This window comes from Occultella glacieicola (assembly GCF_004353825.1).
Taxonomy (GTDB): domain Bacteria; phylum Actinomycetota; class Actinomycetes; order Actinomycetales; family Beutenbergiaceae; genus Occultella; species Occultella glacieicola.
Map to the genome: position 1 here is coordinate 15548 of NZ_SMNA01000006.1, position 17022 is coordinate 32569.

The 17022-nt window shown below is 72.4% G+C and carries 13 protein-coding genes and 4 tRNA genes; 13 read left to right on the forward strand and 4 right to left on the reverse strand.

Going from position 1 to position 17022, the window contains the following annotated elements; translation table 11 throughout:
* The 3 genes from EXU48_RS12810 (at position 1) to EXU48_RS12820 (ending at position 7393) form a co-directional block, all read left to right on the forward strand.
* On the forward strand, positions 1-6333 hold the full coding sequence (locus EXU48_RS12810; RefSeq protein ID WP_133108075.1) for a hypothetical protein: 6333 nt from the start codon (positions 1-3) through the stop codon (positions 6331-6333).
* Between the two features lie 11 nt (positions 6334-6344).
* Positions 6345-6722 (forward strand): HEAT repeat domain-containing protein, encoded by a 378-nt coding sequence (locus tag EXU48_RS12815; protein ID WP_133108076.1) that lies wholly within the window; start codon positions 6345-6347, stop codon positions 6720-6722.
* A 65-nt stretch (positions 6723-6787) separates the two neighbouring features.
* Entirely contained in the window at positions 6788-7393 is a 606-nt protein-coding gene (locus EXU48_RS12820; RefSeq protein WP_165962803.1) for a M23 family metallopeptidase, read from the forward strand.
* 80 nt (positions 7394-7473) lie between these two features.
* On the opposite strand, the gene EXU48_RS12825 is transcribed toward EXU48_RS12820, so the two are convergent.
* From EXU48_RS12825 to EXU48_RS12835, 3 genes are all read right to left on the reverse strand, one after another.
* Positions 7474-7545: transfer RNA gene (locus EXU48_RS12825), tRNA-Val, on the reverse strand.
* 8 nt (positions 7546-7553) lie between these two features.
* Positions 7554-7624: transfer RNA gene (locus EXU48_RS12830), tRNA-Cys, on the reverse strand.
* A 38-nt stretch (positions 7625-7662) separates the two neighbouring features.
* Positions 7663-7735: transfer RNA gene (locus EXU48_RS12835), tRNA-Gly, on the reverse strand.
* A 102-nt stretch (positions 7736-7837) separates the two neighbouring features.
* Here EXU48_RS12835 and EXU48_RS12840 point away from each other — a divergent pair.
* Positions 7838-8947 (forward strand): chorismate-binding protein, encoded by a 1110-nt coding sequence (locus EXU48_RS12840; RefSeq protein WP_133108078.1) that lies wholly within the window; start codon positions 7838-7840, stop codon positions 8945-8947.
* Between the two features lie 102 nt (positions 8948-9049).
* Positions 9050-9121, forward strand: a tRNA-Val gene (locus EXU48_RS12845).
* A gap of 107 nt (positions 9122-9228) precedes the next feature.
* Here the strand turns inward: EXU48_RS12845 and EXU48_RS12850 are convergent.
* Entirely contained in the window at positions 9229-9441 is a 213-nt protein-coding gene (locus EXU48_RS12850; RefSeq protein WP_133108079.1) for a hypothetical protein, read from the reverse strand.
* Between the two features lie 165 nt (positions 9442-9606).
* Here EXU48_RS12850 and EXU48_RS12855 point away from each other — a divergent pair, with 165 nt between their 5' ends.
* From EXU48_RS12855 to EXU48_RS12885, 8 genes are all read left to right on the forward strand, one after another.
* Positions 9607-10662 carry an alpha/beta fold hydrolase gene (locus EXU48_RS12855; protein ID WP_207947753.1) on the forward strand — a complete coding sequence of 352 codons (1056 nt, stop codon included), beginning with the start codon at positions 9607-9609 and terminating at the stop codon, positions 10660-10662.
* A 93-nt stretch (positions 10663-10755) separates the two neighbouring features.
* Entirely contained in the window at positions 10756-10917 is a 162-nt protein-coding gene (locus EXU48_RS24510) for a hypothetical protein (protein WP_165962804.1), read from the forward strand.
* Positions 10918-11004: 87 nt separating this feature from the next.
* Positions 11005-13014: a threonine--tRNA ligase gene (gene thrS, locus EXU48_RS12860; RefSeq protein WP_133108081.1), complete on the forward strand. Its 2010-nt coding sequence runs from the start codon at positions 11005-11007 to the stop codon at positions 13012-13014.
* A gap of 1 nt (position 13015) precedes the next feature.
* The gene (locus EXU48_RS12865) at positions 13016-13576 is read left to right on the forward strand and encodes an HIT family protein (RefSeq protein ID WP_235857004.1); all 561 of its coding nucleotides are present in this window, start codon (positions 13016-13018) and stop codon (positions 13574-13576) included.
* Positions 13563-14279, forward strand: a complete 717-nt coding sequence (gene pgsA, locus EXU48_RS12870; protein WP_133108082.1) for a phosphatidylinositol phosphate synthase — start codon at positions 13563-13565, stop codon at positions 14277-14279. Before EXU48_RS12865 ends, pgsA begins: the two co-directional genes overlap by 14 nt.
* Entirely contained in the window at positions 14276-15256 is a 981-nt protein-coding gene (locus EXU48_RS12875; protein WP_133108083.1) for a phosphatidylinositol mannoside acyltransferase, read from the forward strand. Before pgsA ends, EXU48_RS12875 begins: the two co-directional genes overlap by 4 nt.
* Positions 15253-16416: a glycosyltransferase family 4 protein gene (locus EXU48_RS12880; RefSeq protein ID WP_133108084.1), complete on the forward strand. Its 1164-nt coding sequence runs from the start codon at positions 15253-15255 to the stop codon at positions 16414-16416. The genes EXU48_RS12875 and EXU48_RS12880 overlap by 4 nt, the downstream gene beginning before the upstream one ends.
* A gap of 7 nt (positions 16417-16423) precedes the next feature.
* On the forward strand, positions 16424-17014 hold the full coding sequence (locus EXU48_RS12885; protein ID WP_133108085.1) for a hypothetical protein: 591 nt from the start codon (positions 16424-16426) through the stop codon (positions 17012-17014).
* The last annotated feature ends 8 nt before the right edge of the window (positions 17015-17022 follow it).

Here is a 17022-nt window from a genome sequence, read left to right on the forward strand (position 1 = left end):
ATGAGCACCATCGAGGACGTCGGGCCGGGCGTCACCGCGGCTCCGCGGGTGGTCGCGGACGCCGCGCGCGGACGACGGGTCGTCACGCTCGACCCGGCCGGCAGGCCGGTCCGGGTCGAGCTGCCCGACGGCGAGTCGCTGCACGTCACCCGGGACCCGACACTGCAGCGGCTCGCCCTCCGCGACGGCCACGGCACCCTGATCGCCCGGATCCACACCGATACCGCCCCCGGCGCGTGGTACCGGCGTCCTCCGCCACCGGGCGTGGACACCGTGCACCGCGTCAGCGCCGACGATCCGACCGGCACCACGTCCCTGACCGCGTCGGCGACCATGGTCCGCCAGGAGCGCGACGGGGCCGTCCTGCGGATCGACTCCGACCCCGACGGTCGTCCCGCCCGGGTCACCCTGCCCGGGCTCGCCCGGGACCTGCACTACCGGCCGGTGGGCGCCGGCTGTTGGGATGTCACGGTCGGCGGTGTCCGCCTCCTCGGCCTCGCCGGGGGACCCGACGCCCTGCGCTGCGACCTGGGCGAGGGCGCCGGTTGGGTGCGCCGGGAGTGGCCCGGGGTGCTGACGTTCACCGGCACCGACGGCACCGAGATACTCACCGAACGCAGGGACCGGGCGGGCCGGGTGCACTCGCGGCGCTGGCCCGGCACGGCCGAGTTCTCCTACGAGCGGGACGACCGGTCCCGGCTGGTGACCTGGACGCGCACCGGGCCCGACGGCGCCGCGCTCGCGCAGCGACGCACCTACAGTGGGCCGGAACTGTCCGCCGTCGTCACCGGGCGGCGTCGCACCGTGGTCCGCACCGACGTCGGCGGCCGGGTCCGCAGGTTGATCGGCCCGTCGCAGACCGTGACGTTCGACTACGACCCGAACGGACGACGCACCCGGCGCACCTCCGGCACTGGAGACAGGGCCGCGACCGAGTACCGCTACGACGCGCTCGGACAACTGGTCGAGGCGCGCGGTCCGGACGGCGAGTCGACCCGATACGGCTGGGACGGACTGGGCCGACGGCTCTGGGTGGAGCGCGCCGGCCGCCGGTTCACCGAGCACCGCGACCCGACCGGGCGGCTGTGGTCGGTCACCGACGCGGACGGGGCCCTCGTGCACGCGTTCGTGTGGTGGGAGGGGCGGGTGCTGGCCCGCCTCGGCCCGGACGGACGCCTCGACGAGGCGTACCTGACCGACCGGGTCGGTACGCTGCTCGGCCTCGCGACCCCGGCCTCGGGCTGGGTCTTCTCCGAAGCGATCCAGCCGCCGTTCGGTGCCGTGACCGCAGCCTGGCGTCCCACCCTGTTCGGGCACATCGCCGACGGGGCGACCACCCTGATCTGCTTCGGCGGCCGCGAACTGGACACCGAGACGGGGACGTTCCTCACGCCGGACCCCTGGCACGGCGGCCCGGACGATCCCCGGGCCGTCGGCGGTCAGACGGCGACGGAGCTGGCCCGGGTCGCGGAGAGGCCGGCGAGCGGGGTCCACGCCTATCACCTCAGCCAGGGCGACCCGCTGAGCCGGCCGGACGTGGACGGCCACTTCGCGTGGGGCAACCTGGTGCTGACGATCTTCCTCGGCCCGACGTGGGGCTTCCCGCTCACCTCGTTGTCCGTGTTCGCGTTCGAACCGCTGAACCTCTACTTCGAGATCTTCGGCCTGCTCGGTGCGCTGTTCACCTGGAACGGTCACCCCTGGCCGCAACACTCCCTCGGCACGATGCGCGGCGGCACCGCAGGCCGGGTGGGCACGGTCGCGCTGGCGCTGAACGGGTTCATCCCACGCGTCTTCGCCGGCGGTATCGACGCCGACCGCGCCGTCACGATCGGGCACGTCGCCTGGGAGAACCGTCGGTTCTTCGAACTCCTCGACCGGCCCCGGGTGCTCGAACTGGACGATGTCCGCGGCACACCCCGGCCCGACGGCACCCCGAGCGGCGACGCACGCGCGTTCTCCGACGTCCGACAGGGCTCGGTGCTCGCCCTGGTGGGCACCGACACGGACGCCCGCACCTGGGTGCAGGGCACCTGGTGGAGCCGCGGCCCGGGCAACGCGGTCGGCCTTCGCGGGGGTCGGCAGTCGTTCGAGGACCGCGGCGCGGCGGGCGCGGCGCACGTACGCGGCACGATGTTCATGGCGCAGCCGCTGCGCGAGATCATGCCGCGCCCGTTCAGCGCCGATGACGGCGGGCGGATCGAGGTGCACGAGTACGCCGCCGTGGGCGGTCACAGCAGCACCGGGGTACTGGTCAGCGAGGTCTGGTTCGCGTTCTCGGTGCCTGCGGACGCCGGGCTCGCCGCCGCCACCGTGGTCGAGGTCGCCGCCGCCGGGGCAGTGGCCCCGGCCTATGGGGCGATCACGCAGGTGGTCCCCGCGAGCGAACCGGTCGTGATCCTCGACCACGAACTGCCGAGCCGGTTCCACAGCCCGAGCGTGCGCGCGGACGCCGTCGCGCTGCGGGTGATGACGTCCGGCACCGCCACGAGCGCCGGCTGGGCCGCGGTCGCGGCACCGCCGAACCGGGCCGTGCATCTCACGGCGCCCGGCCATCCGGTCGCCGTCGACGACGTCTTCGCCTTCCTGCCCACCGCGCCCGGCGGCCCGGTCCCGGCCACCCCTGAACGTCCGCAGACCTATACCCGCGTCAGCAAGGTCACCCTGACGCTCACCCTCGACCCTCCCATCGCCTCGCTCACCCTCGCCGGCGCGGCCGCGTTCCGGTTGACCACCGACGGCACGGCGCTGCTCGGCTCGGTCGCCGACCCGGCCGCCCACCCGGACGTGGTCACGTTCCTCGACGACCCCGGCCTGGACGTCGGCGACGACCTCGCCGTCGCGCCGACGGGCACCGGGGCCACGGTGCAGTACGCCCGGGTCAGCGCCGTGACCCCGGCGACACCCGCGGTGCCGCCGGACGGGGGCACGCCCGGCACCCCGGCGGTGCCTGCGAGCGTGAGCGTCGAGCCACCACTGACCCTGGCCGCGGCAACCGGGGTGCGGGTGACCCGGCTGAAGGAATCCGATCGGAGTCAGGACACCGGCACCGGCGCCACCCAGTCCGGGGACGACCTCGCCCTCGAGGTGCGCTCCTCGGCCGTGTTCGCCGTCGGCCAGGCGGTGCGCCTCGAGGTCGGTGGCGCCCACCACGTCCGCCGGGTCTCCGCCGTCGCGGACGTGGCACTCGAGACGGTGGACGAACTGGTGGGTACGGCGCCGTTCACCCTCACCAGGTTCACCGGGGCCTCCTCGACCACGAGCGCGCACCTCTCCGCGTCGCGGTTCGTCCGGCACACCGGCGGGGCGTTGCCGTCGGTGTACGGCGACTGGCCCGCGGAGCTGATGGGACTGGTGACCGGGCTCTACTGGCCGGACCACCAGGCGATGGGCTGGCGGTTCTTCCTCAAGGGCGCTCCGGCCGGGCTCCACCCGGACTTCCGGGACACCTGGCAGCCTCTGACCCTGGGCGCGGATCACTATTGGCTGCTCGCCTCCGACCTGAGGATCACCGGCGAGGGGGTGAACCAGTTCTGGGAACCGGATCTCGACGACACCTACCCCGACCGGCACCGTCAGCGCATCTTTCCCGCGTCCGCCAGCCCGCCCGCGCCGCCGATCCCAGTCAGCGTGCGTGGCTTCGTGACGACCGGGGTGCACCGGCCCGACGCGGGTGGCGGCAAAGTGCTGGTCCGACGCGCCGAGGTCCAGGTGCCGGAGGCTCCGCTCGTGCGCTGGAGCCTGGCCGACTCGCTCGCCGAGCACGAACTCTCGCACGCCGTGCAGAACACCTACTGGGGTCCGCTGCTCGGCGCCCTGCCCGTCCAGGGCGTGATCCGCACCCTGAGGGACGTCTGGGCGGCCACCGGCGACGAGCCGCCGACCTGGTTGTCCTGGACCCCGTTCGACGAGGCCGCCGGCGCGGTGGGCTTCAACGACACGAACATCTTCGAGCTGTTCAGCATCGGCGGCATCATGCAGCTGCTCTGGACGTTCGTGATCCTCGGCCCGGCGCTCGGCAACGAGGAGGCCCGGGAGGCGCTGCTCTCCCTGGACTTCGACGATTGGGCCCAGGTGTTCAACCCGGTCAACCAGCAGATCATCCGCAACCTCCCGCAGGTGGACCCGGACGCTCCCGCGGACGAACGGTGGCCGATCGCGCTCGGCCGGTTCTTCGCCTCCGGGCTCGATCTGCGTTCCTGGACCCCCTTCCTCGGGCTCGTGCCCACGTGGCTGCCGGACGGGGAGAAAAACTTCCTCGAGCAGCAGGCGAGCCGGTGGAGCGGTGACCTGTACTCCACCCTGCTGACCGCGAACGACCGGTTCAACCTGACCACGTCGGCGATCGGCCGGGACATCCACGACGCCGACCTGTCCGTGGCGCTGGGTCGGGGGGTGCGGATCATGGGGTTCTTCAACAACCGGGACGACCGCAACACCCAACTCGACTCGTGCGACGCCCCGGGTTCGTCGCTCACACGGCTCGACGCGCCGCCCGACCACCCGTCCGGCACGCCACCGGTCATGCAAGAGTTCAACCAGTTCTTCGAGCTGACCGCGGACGCCACGGGTGCGCACCTGTGGGTGCCCGAGGAGCTCTACGAGTCGGTCCGCACCACCGCGCCGACGACGGTCCAGGTGGACGGCCCGGTGCCGTCCGGCGGCGGGGCGGCACCGACCGCGGGGTTCCTGCGGGTGCCCGCGGGCGGGGTGTTGGCGCCCCGGCTGCGCGCCATCGTGCCGGTCCCGCCGGCCGTGATGCGCTCCGTCGGGTTCTACCTGATCGGCGCCGCGCCCGGCACCTGGCACGTCGCCACCGACACGCCCAGCAGCACACCGGCCGCCGACAACGCCCACACCAACACGGCGGAGATCACCTTTTCGAGCGCCGTGCGGCTGGGCGAGGAGGACGTCGCGTGGAACGAACCGTTCGCCTCGGGCGTCCCGGCGACCACCCCGCAGGCGACCCTGGTCGAGCGGTTCATCACCGAGACGCAGCGGTTGCGGGTCGAGGCCGTCAAGGTGAACCAGCTCGTGGCGCAGGCCGAGGCCCCGATCAGGCTGACCTCCGGAGCGGACGGTGAGGGCTGGGACCTCACCGTCGACCTGCCCGCGCCGCCGGCCACACTGCCGCACGAGGCGAGGGTCCGGATCTGGGCCACGATCGGCAGGAACGACCCTGAGTTGTTCGATCTGCACCAAGCCGACATCGACTCCCTTCGGGACCGGCGCAGTTACCTCGACGCCGACCTGTTCGTCCCGGTCCGGGACTTCCTGGTGCGCGTCGTCGACCTGCCCGTCCTGCCCGACGGGGTCATCGCGGCCGCCGAGGACTTCGACGTGGACGTACCGGTCAAGCTGAGCGGGCCGGCCGCGATCATCCCGACCGGGACCACTCTCGCCGTCGAGCGGGTCGAGGACCGGCCGCCCCGGGGTGAGCGGTGGCGGTTGCACGTCGCCGGGCGCCGGGCGGTGCCCGAGCAGGTGGTGGTGCCCGTGACCGTCCGGTTCGGCACCGGCACCGGCACGGTGGACCGCACGTTCGACGTCACGGTCAACCCGAACTTCACGATCGACAAGGCCCCCGCCGTCGCGGCCTACGAGGCGACCCCGGCCGCGCCTCTGGTCCTGACCGTGACCGGGGCGACCGGGGCGTTGTCCGTGGCGAACGAGCCGCCGGCCGACTCCCGCACGGTCGTCACCATCACCGGGACCACGGTCACGGTCACCGTCCAGGGGCCCGGTCCCCGGGCGGACACCGCCTACGACCTGGTACTCGAGGACGGCAACCAGCGCCTCGGCATCCGCCGGATCACGCTCAAGGGCACCTGGACCACCGTGCGCCTGCACACGAAGGTGCTCACCGAGCCGGATGTCGACGTCGACACCGCGATCGAGGCGATGCGGGAGGTCTACGAGAGCGTGGGCGTCGCCGTCGTGCACGTCTCCACGGAGGAGCTCACCCTGCCCGCACTGAACGACGTCGACGTCGGCACGTGCGTGACGGGGGTGACGACCGCCGAGCAGAACACGCTCTTCGCGAACCGCAACAGTGCCCTGGCCAGCGACGTCGTCGTCTACTTCGTCCGTTCGACGGTCCCGCCGCTCAACGGCTGCGCCGCACACCCGCCGGGCCGGCCGGGTGCGGTCGTCGCGCGGGGCGCCACCCGGTGGACCCTCGGGCACGAGGTGGGACACGTGCTCGGGCTCGCGCACGTCGACCCGACCGACCGGCTGATGACCGGCGGCGGCACGTCGAACATCACGAACCCGCCCCCGGACCTGACCGCCGCCGAGACGGCCACGATGTTCACCAGTCCCTTCACCAACTGAGTAGGCTCGAGATGACCGTCACGATGCAGGACGTCCGCCGGATCCTCGACCCGGAGGAGCCCAGGTACGACCGGATCCCGGCCCTCGGACCGCAGGCCCTGCCCCACCTGCGCGAACTCGCCGCCGGCGACGACCCGATGCTCGCCTCCAAGGCCGTCTTCGCCGCCAGCATGCTCGAGGGTGCCACCGGTGCCCCGGTGGTCGACGCGGGTGCCCACCACGAGGACCCGATCGTCCGGGTCGCCGCTGCCGCAGCGACCCAGAATCTCCCGGCCGAGGAAGCCGGGGCGGTGCTGCGCGACCTCGTCGGCGACGACGACTCCGGCGTGCGCAAGGTCGCCCTCGCGTCGGCTCCCCGACCGGACCCCGGCCCATCCGTCAGCGCCTGATGTGGTGTGGGTCCTGCCCTCCGGTTCCGGCCGTCCGTCCGGTCCTGACGGCGTAGCCTGGGGTGGTGCCACGCAGTGCCGTGCGGCATGCCCGTCGTGCCCTGACCGACCGTGGGAGCGCGCGCCGAGCCACGCTCCTGCTGGTGTCCTGCGAGAGCGTCGTCGGCGCCTGTGTCCTCGTGCTCGCGCTGGCCGGCCTCGGTCTGCTCCAGCGCGGCCCGTCGTGGTCCACGCCGACGTCGGGGGAGTTGTCCTCGGCGTTCGGGCCACGGGCCGACCCGTTCACCGGCGTCCCCGGCCTGCACGCCGGGCAGGACATCCGCAACGACTGTGGGACTGCGGTGTTCGCCGCGGCGGACGGCGTGGTGCGTTACGCGGCACCTGGCCCGTACCAGGGCCGGACCGGCAACCAGATCGTCATCGACCACTCAGGCGGCATCAGCACGCGGTACGGCCACGTCCTCACCGGAACTATGGTGGTCGAAGCAGGGGATCGGGTCACCGCCGGGTCACAGATCGCGCAGATGGGTGGCGACCAGGACCTGGACCCGATCGGCGCCGGCAACAGCACCGGCTGTCACCTGCACTTCGAGGTAAACATCGACGACGAGCCGGTCGATCCGCTCGCGTACCTGCTCACGCTGGGCGTGACGATCGCGGCCGAGCCCTGAGGCAGCACCCCGGCGACGCGCCGGTGCCTGACGCGAACAGGCCCGTCCGGAACGTTCCGAACGGGCCTGCATCCTCTGGGTGGGCGATACTGGGATCGAACCAGTGACCTCTTCCGTGTCAGGGAAGCGCGCTACCGCTGCGCCAATCGCCCGGGCTGCGAGGTGGGTACGGGATTCGAACCCGTGTATACGGCTTTGCAGGCCGCTGCCTCGCCTCTCGGCCAACCCACCGGTGGTACGTGCTGGGACCCACCGGAGTGGTGCCTCCGAGCGGACGACGGGACTCGAACCCGCGACCCTCACCTTGGCAAGGTGATGCTCTACCAACTGAGCCACGTCCGCATGCTCGCATTGTGCCACCGAAGTGGTTTCTGCGTGCGTCGGAGACTCTAACCCAGTCTCGTGGCGAACGTCCAACTCGCCCCACCTGGGTAGCGTGTGACCGTGACCACACCGCCGCCCCCGCCCGATCGGGGCCGGGCCTGGTTCCGCGGAGTCCGTGCCCGGGACGTCGTCGACTACGCCGATCTGGCCCGGGAGCCGGAGGCGCTGGCCGCCGGCGGCTGGTGGGTGGTGGTCGCCGAGTTCGAGGGCCCGGTGCACGCCTGGCGCTTCGGCGACGTGCACCGAACCGGTGCCGCCGACGCGGTGGTGCGCGAGGCTCCGCCGTGGCGGGGACCGGCCCCGGGGCGCTGGCGCACCAGCATGTCGCGGGAGGAGTACGTCGGCGCCGTCGAGGCGGTCCGCTCCGCCGTCCTCGAGGGCGAGGTCTATCAGGCGAACATCTGCCGGGTGCTGTCCGCGCCCCTGACGGGGCCGCAACCGTCGCCCGCGGTGCCCGACGGCGGTGGCTGGCGTCCGGATGCCGCCGCCCTCGCCGTACGCCTCGCCACGGGCAATCCCGCGCCGTACGCGGCGCTCGTGGACGTTCCGGCGGCACCCGAGTGGCCGGGCAGCTGGGTGGTCAGCGCCTCCCCGGAGCTGTCCGTGCGGGTGCGCGACGGGTACGTCACGTCCGGGCCGATCAAGGGCACCGCGGTCACGGCCGACGGGCTCGGCGCGAAGGACCGCGCCGAAAACATCATGATCACCGACCTGGTCCGCAACGACCTGGCCCGGGTGTGCCTGCCCGGCACCGTGGAGGTCACCGACCTCCTCGCCACCGAGGAGCACCCCGGCCTGGTGCACCTGGTCTCCCGGGTGCGGGGCAGGTTGGCGCCGGGACCGGGCGGTGGGGTGGACTGGGCGGCCCTACTCGCGGCGACCCACCCGCCCGGCTCGGTCTCCGGGGCACCGAAGTCCTCCGCGCTCCGCCTCATCGGCGAGCTCGAGCCCACGTCCCGGGGGCCGTACTGCGGCCAGATCGGCTGGCTGGACGCCGATGCGGGCGAGGCGCGTCTCGCCGTCGGGATCCGGACGTTCTGGTGGGCGGACGGCATGCTGCGCTTCGGCACCGGCGCCGGGATCACCTGGGGCAGCGACGCCCAGGCCGAGTGGGAGGAGACCGAACTCAAGGCTCGTCGGCTCGTCGGACTCGCGTCCACGTCGCGCTAGGAGCCGAGTGCGTCCGGTCACGGCCGGCAGTGTCGTTCAGCCCTCTCGGGCGCTGCTAGTATCGTTCCTCGTCAGCCGCACGGCTCGAACAGCGTGCAGCGCGGGCGATTGGCTCAGTGGTAGAGCGCCTCGTTCACACCGAGGAGGTCACTGGTTCGAACCCAGTATCGCCCACACCCGGACCCGCTGGTCAGAGGTCAGAACCTCCGGCCAGCGGGTCTCTTGCGTTCACGGTGCGCCGTTCCGCAGCCCGACTGCCACCGAGTGTGCGGGGGCTTCCCCTATGGACTCTCGCCAGATCGCCACGCAAGCATCCTTGCCGCGACATCACGCCAGTCAATCGGGTCGTCGCGCTCCTCGGCCTCCTCGACGTACTCGGCGAGCCTCTGGAACAGCATCTCGGCGGTGACTCCCTGCCAACGGCCCGGATGGTCATACGCGTCGTCGCGGAGGTCCCAGAAATTGTCCACGAGTCTGCGCTCGACGTCCGCCATCGAGAAAGGATAGGCGTGGCGACGAGTTGCGCTTCCTCTCCACGGCCCGCGCGGGCCTGAGCGTGATGCATCACGTGGTGCAGAACGGACACGATGGCCGGGCGCCGATGGCTACTCTGAGCGCGAGACCGGCGAGGTGGCCGGCCTGATCTGGAAGGCCAGATGATGACGATCTTCGAGGGCATCACCGCCGAGACGGTCCAGACTCCCCGCCTGCGCGCGAACGTGCTCCGCCGGCCCGCGACGGACGCCGTCCGGCGCACGGTGGTGTTCGTGCACGGCAACGTGTCCTCGTCGCTGTTCTGGCAGCCGCTGATGCTCGCACTGCCCTCCGACATCGACGCGTACGCGATCGATCTGCGCGGGTTCGGCGGCTCCGAGACACTGCCCGTCGACGCGACCCGCGGACTGCGGGACTTCAGCGACGACCTCCACAGCGTGGTCGAGGAACTCGGCCTCGGCGGCCCGGACCTCGACGTGGACCTGGTCGGGTGGAGCATGGGCGCCGGCGTCGTCATGCAGTACGCACTCGACCACCCGGCCCGCACCCTCACGCTGCAGGCACCGGTGTCGCCGTACGGGTTCGGCGGCACCCGCGGCACCGACGGCGAGCGCCTCACCCCCGACGACGCCGGTGTCGGTGCCGGCGGCGCGAACCCCGACTTCGTGGCCCGCCTCGAGACCGGGGACACCACCGAGGAGTCACCCACCTCGCCGCGGGCGGTGTACCGCTCGGCCTATGTGGCCGCCGGCTTCGTCTCCGAGCACGAGGATGTCTGGGTCGAGTCCATGCTCACCACGAGGACCGGCCCCGACAACTACCCCGGGGACTCCGTCGCCACCGAGCCCTGGCCCGGGTTCGCCGCCGGCACCCGCGGCGTGCTGAACACGATGGCCCCGCAGTACTTCGACGTGTCCGGGATCGTGGACCTGCCGACGAAGCCGCCGATCCTGTGGGTGCACGGCAGCGTGGACGCCATCGTCGGGGACGCCTCCTACTTCGACATCAACCAGCTCGGTGCGGCCGGGGTGATCCCGGGCTGGCCCGGCGCCGACGTGGCCCCGCCGAGCCCGATGGTCGCCCAGACCCGGACGGTGCTGGACGCCTACGCCGCCGCGGGCGGCACCTACCATGAGGTGCTGTTCGAGGGGGCCGGGCACTCCCCGCACCTTGAGCGCCCGGCGGAGTTCCTCAACGCCCTGGCCCGGCACCTCGCCTGATCACCGACCGCGCGCCGCCCCGGGGGGAACGGTCCCGGGCGGCGTAGCCTGACCGGTGCGGGCTGTGGGTAGGAGGCGGTTGAGGAGTCTGGCATGGGGATCGACGACATCATCAGCAAGGCGAGGGCCGAGGCGAGCGACGAGGGCGTCGACGCCCTCTCGGGGCAGATCGCCGAGCAGATCAAGGACCACACGCCCGAACAGATCGACGAGATCGTCGACCAGGCCGCGGCGAAGGCCAAGGAACTGGGCTGACCCGCACCGGGGCGAACAACACTGGGCGGACTCGCTACGATCGAGGCGTCAGTTCCTCGACCCGACCAGCCCGCTGGGAGCCACAACGTGCCCGAGAAGAACCTGCTCATCGATGGTGTCGAGCGCTCGGTCGAGGCCGGCACCACGGCGACCGACGTGTACGCCGAGCAGCGGACCGTCGTCGCCGTCCGGGTCGATGGCGAACTTCGGGACCTGACCGTCGCGCTCGACGGTGCCTCCGCCGTCGAGGCCGTGACCATCGACAGCCCCGACGGGCTGAGCATCCTGCGGCACTCCGCCGCGCACGTGCTCGCCCAGGCCGTGCAGCAGGTGGACCCGGACGCCAAGCTCGGCATCGGCCCGCCGATCACCGACGGCTTCTACTACGACTTCGACGTCACCGAGCCGTTCACCCCCGACTCGTTGAAGGCCCTGGAGAAGGCCATGCAGCGGATCATCAAGGAGGGCCAGACCTTCCGCCGTCGGGTGGTCTCGGACGACCAGGCCCGCGCCGAGCTCGCCGACGAGCCCTACAAGCTGGAGCTGATCGGCCTGAAGGGCTCCGGCGCGGACGCCGCCGCCGCGGCGGAGGGTGCCGCAGCGGAGGTCGGGGCCGGCGAGCTCACCATCTACGACAACCTGCGCCGGGACGGCTCGACCGCGTGGAAGGACCTCTGCCGTGGCCCGCACCTGCCCTCGACCCGGCTGATCGGCAACGGGTTCTCGCTGATGCGCAGCGCCGCCGCGTACTGGCGGGGCAGCGAGAAGAACCCGCAGCTGCAGCGCATCTACGGGACGGCCTGGCCCACGAAGGATGAACTGGTCGCCTACAAGGAGCGGCTCGCCGAGGCCGAGCGGCGCGACCACCGCAAGCTCGGCTCGGAGCTGGACCTGTTCTCCTTCCCCGAGGAGGTCGGCTCCGGGCTCCCGGTGTTCCACCCCAAGGGTGCGATGATCCGGATGGAGATGGAGGACTACTCCCGCCGCCGGCACGTCGAGGCCGGGTACTCCTTCGTGAACACCCCGCACATCACCAAGGCCAAGCTGTTCGAGACCTCGAGGCACCTGGACTGGTACGCCGAGGGCATGTACCCCCCGATGCACCTGGACGAGATCCGGGACGGCGAGGGCGCGATCACCAGGGCCGGCCAGGACTACTACCTCAAGCCGATGAACTGCCCGATGCACAACCTGATCTACCAGGCCCGCGGCCGCTCCTACCGCGACCTGCCGATGCGCCTGTTCGAGTTCGGGCACGTGTACCGCTACGAGAAGTCCGGGGTGGTGCACGGGCTCACCCGGGCCCGCGGGTTCACCCAGGACGACGCGCACATCTACACCACCCGTGAACAGATGCGCGACGAGCTCGCCTCGCTGCTGAGCTTCGTGCTCGACCTGCTCAAGGACTACGGGCTCGACGACTTCTACCTGGAACTGTCCACCCGCGATCCGGAGAAGTCCGTCGGGGACGAGGCCACCTGGGAGGAGGCCACCCGGGTCCTGGAGGAGGTCGCCACCTCCTCCGGCCTGGACCTGGTGCCCGACCCGGGCGGCGCCGCGTTCTACGGGCCGAAGATCTCCGTGCAGGCCAAGGATGCGATCGGGCGGACCTGGCAGCTGTCCACGATCCAGCTCGACTTCTTCGAGCCGGAGCTGTTCGAGCTCGAGTACACCGCACCCGACGGCAGCCGGCAGCGCCCGGTGATGATCCACCGCGCCCTGTTCGGCTCCATCGAGCGGTTCTTCGGGGTGCTCCTGGAGCACTACGCCGGCGCGTTCCCCCCGTGGCTGGCCCCCGTGCAGGTGGTCGCGGTCCCCGTGGCGGAACCATTCAACGACTACCTGGCCGACGTCGTCGCCCAGCTCCGCGCGGCCGGTGTGCGCGCCGAGGTGGACACCTCGGACGACCGGTTCAACAAGAAGATCCGCACCGCCACCAAGGAGAAGGTGCCGTTCGTGCTGATCGCGGGCGGTGAGGACGCCGAGGCCGGCGCCGTCTCGTTCCGGTACCGGGACGGCACCCAGCGGAACGCGGTGCCGATCGCGGAGGCGATCACCCTGATCACGGACGCGATCCGGCAGCGGGTCCAGGTCTGACGTGGCGCTCGACGTCGAGGACGCCGGCGCCCACCCGGGTCCGGCGGACGGTTACCAGCGGCTGTGGACCCCGCACCGGATGGCCTACATCGGTGGTGAGTCCAAGCCGGTGTCCGACGAGGCCGGGGACTGCCCCTTCTGCACGGCACCCGGCCGCTCCGACGACGACGCCCTGATCGTGCACCGGGGCGTCACCGGGTACGTGCTGCTCAACCTGTACCCGTACAACTCCGGGCACCTGCTCGTCTGCCCGTACCGGCACGTCGCCGACCTGGTGGACCTCACCGTGGCCGAGCGGCACGAACTCGACGATCTGGTGGTCGGATCGATCCGCGCGCTCACCGCCGCCAAGCACCCGGACGGCTTCAACCTCGGCATGAACCAGGGCGTCGCCGCCGGCGCGGGCGTGGCCGCGCATGCGCACCGGCACGTGGTGCCCCGGTGGTCCGGGGACGCCAACTTCCTGCCGATCGTCGGCCGCACGAAGGCGCTGCCCGAGCTGCTCGGGGACACCCGGGCCGAGCTCGCCGCCGCCTGGGGGAGCACCGATGGTTCTCGGTAGCCGGGGCCGCGGCTTCACGTCGGCGGTCCTCGGGCCGGTGGCCCGGCTGCTCGTGCGCCTGGGCGTCAGCCCGGACGCGGTGACGGTCGCCGGCACCGTGGCGGTCTCCGTGGTCGCCCTGGCCCTGTTCCCGCAGGGCCACCTGGTGGTCGGAGCCCTGGTGGTCGGGGTGATCGTGCTGACGGACTCCATCGACGGGCTGATGGCCCGGCAGGTCGGGCGGACCAGCCAGTTCGGTGCGTTCCTCGACTCGACGATGGACCGGATCTCGGACTCGGCGATCTTCGCCGGCCTGGTCCTGTACTTCGTGAACGGCATGAACGGAATGGACGACGGGTGGCGGATGCCCGGCATCGTGGCGGCGCTGGCCTGCCTGGTCCTCGGCGGCCTCGTCTCCTACGCCCGTGCCCGCGCGGAGGGCCTCGACTTCACCGCGAAGGTCGGGATCGCCGAGCGCGCCGACCGGCTCATCCTCGCGCTCGTGGCGACCCTCGCCGTCGGGCTCGGTGCTCCGGCCGCGGTGCTCGTGATCGCCCTCTGCCTGCTCGCCCTGGCCAGCCTCTACACGGTGGGCCAGCGCGCCGCCACCGTGTACCGGCAGGCCACCGCGCGGGACCTCGCCGAAGCGGCCGCGCGGGACCGCGCCTCCCACGACCCTGCACCCCACGACCCTGCCTCCCACGACGCGGAGGGACGCGAGTGAGGCGCCCCGACCCGGCCAAGGCGTTCCAGCTCGCATGGAGGGTCGTCGGACGGATGCCCCGGTCCCTGGCCCGCGGCATCTTCGACGTGATCGCGCTGGTCGCGCACACGGCCCGGATCGGCGGGGTCCGCCAGCTCGAGTCGAACCTGGCCCGGGTCCGACCCGAGGCCGACGCCCGGGAACTGCGCCGCCTGTCCCGGGCCGGGATGCGTTCCTACATGCGGTACTACTGCGAGTCGTTCCAGCTCCCGTCGATGTCCGAGACGGAGCGGGACGCCCGGGTCCGGGCCATCGGTGCGGAGAGGGTCCGGGACCACGTGCTCGCCGGCGGCTCCGTGGTGATGGCCCTGGGCCACGCGGGCAACTGGGACCTCGCCGGCGCGTGGGCCCAGCAGCACGTCGGCCGGGTGGTCACCGTCGCCGAGAAGCTCGAACCGGAGGAGCTCTTCCGGGAGTTCCTCGCGTTCCGGGAGGGTCTCGGGATGGTGATCGTGCCCTACGAGCGTGGCTCCGGGGTGTTCCGGCGGCTGATCTCGGAGGCTCGCGACCCGGCGATCATCCCGTTGCTGGCGGACCGGGACCTGTCCCGGTCCGGGGTGGAGGTGCTCCTGGGCGACGTGCCGATCCGGGTGGCGCCGGGACCGGCGGCCCTGGCGATCGCCTCGAGATCGGCGCTGAGCCCCGTGTTCATCCACTACGAGCGCCTCCGGGGTGAGCGCCGCAGGAAGGCACGCAGCCCGTGGGGCATCGTCATCGAGTTCTGTGAGTTCGTCGAGACCTCCGACGGCCCAGCGCCGGTCGGCTCCGGTGGTGCGGCGCGTGAGCAACGCACCCAGGCACTCACGCAGCGGTGGTTCGACGTGTGGGCGGCGCGGGTTCGGGAGCACCCCGAGGACTGGCACATGCTCCAGAAGGTGTTCACGGCGGACCTGGACCCGGAGCGGCTCGCCCGCGCGGCCGCGGAGCCGGCGTCATGAGGATCGGCCTGGTCTGCCCGTACTCCTTCGACGCCCCCGGGGGCGTGCAGTTCCACATCCGGGACCTGGCCGAGAAGTTCCTCGACCTCGGCCACGAGGTGTCCGTGCTCGCGCCCGCGGACGAGGACACCCCGGTCCCGGACTACCTGGTCTCGGTCGGCGGGGCGCTGCCGGTGCGGTACAACGGCTCGGTGGCGCGGCTCTCGTTCGGCCCGGTGGTCGCGGCGAAGACGCGTTCCTGGCTGTCCGCCGGGGATTTCGACGTGGTGCACATCCACGAGCCCCTCGCGCCGTCGGTCGGCCTGATCGCCCTCATGCAGTCCGACGCGCCGGTGGTCGCGACGTTCCACAGCGCCCAGCTCCGGTCCCGGGCCATGCAGCTCGGCTACCCGCTGGTGCGGCCCGGGCTGGAGCGGATCAGCGCCCGGATCGCGGTGTCCGAGGATGCCCGGCGCACCATCGTCGAACACATGGGTGGGGACGCCGTCGTCATCCCGAACGGTGTGTACACGAAGGTGTTCGCCGACGCCGAACCCGAGCCGCGGTGGCGGGGCACGCCGCAGGCACCCACGATCTCCTTCCTCGGGCGCCTGGACGAGCCCCGGAAGGGTCTGGCGGTCCTGGCCGCTGCGGCCCCGCAGATCCTGGCCGCCCACCCGGGTGCCCGGTTCCTGATCGCCGGCAAGGGCGACATGTCCGAGGCCCGTGGGCTGCTGGGGGACCGGGCCGGTGCGCTCGAGGAGCTCGGCCCGATCACCGACGAGGAGAAGGCCGCCATGCTGGCGTCGGCGGACCTGTACGTGGCGCCGCAGCTCGGCGGGGAGAGCTTCGGCATCGTGCTCGTCGAGGCGATGAGCGCCGGCGCCGGTGTGGTCGCCAGCGACCTGCCCGCGTTCCGCCGGGTCCTGGACGATGGCGGCTCCGGGTTCCTGTTCACCACCGGTGACCCGGAGTCCCTGGCGACCACGATCCTCGGTGCCCTGGCCGACCCGGCCGAGACCCAGCGACGGCGCGCCTACGCACGCACCGCCGTCGAGCGGTTCGACTGGGACCGCGTCGCCGCGCGGATCCTGGACGTCTACGCGATGGTGACCGAGCACGAGACGGCCGAGCCCCGCTCGCTGCTCGGGCGGCTGTTCGGGCGCGGTGACGGGCGATGAGTGACCGATGAGTGCGGCAGAGATCACGCTCGTCGTCCTCGCTGTGCTGGCGTTGGCCGGCTTCGGGCTGTGGCGGATCGCGCAGCGACTGGACCGGCTGCACCAGCGCGAGCTGTCCTCCCGGGCCACCCTCGACGCCCAACTGGTCCGGCGCGCGGAGGTGGCCGCCGCCCTCGCCGAGTCCGGCACCCTGGACCTGGCCAGCGCGCTGATCGTCGGCGACGCCGCCTGGCGGGCCGCCGTCGAGGCCCGCCGGCTCGTCGGCGACGACACCGGCGACCCGGCCAGCACCGATGACACCCGCGGCCGGGCCGAGAGCGAACTGACCCAGGCCCTGCGCGCGGCCCTCGGCGACACCGCCGACCAGGCCAAGATCGCCGCCGAACCCGAGGGCGCCGACCTGCTGGAGCGCCTCGCCCAGGCGAACTACCGGGTGCAGCTCGCCCGCAGGTTCCACAACGATGCGGTGGTCCAGATCATCCAGATCCGCGGCACCGCGCTGGTCCGCACGTTCTATCTGGCCGGCCGGGCGAGGCTGCCGCAGACCTTCGAGATGGACGACGACCTCACCGTCCGTTCCGAGGGTGCCAGGCCCTAAGGTTGGGG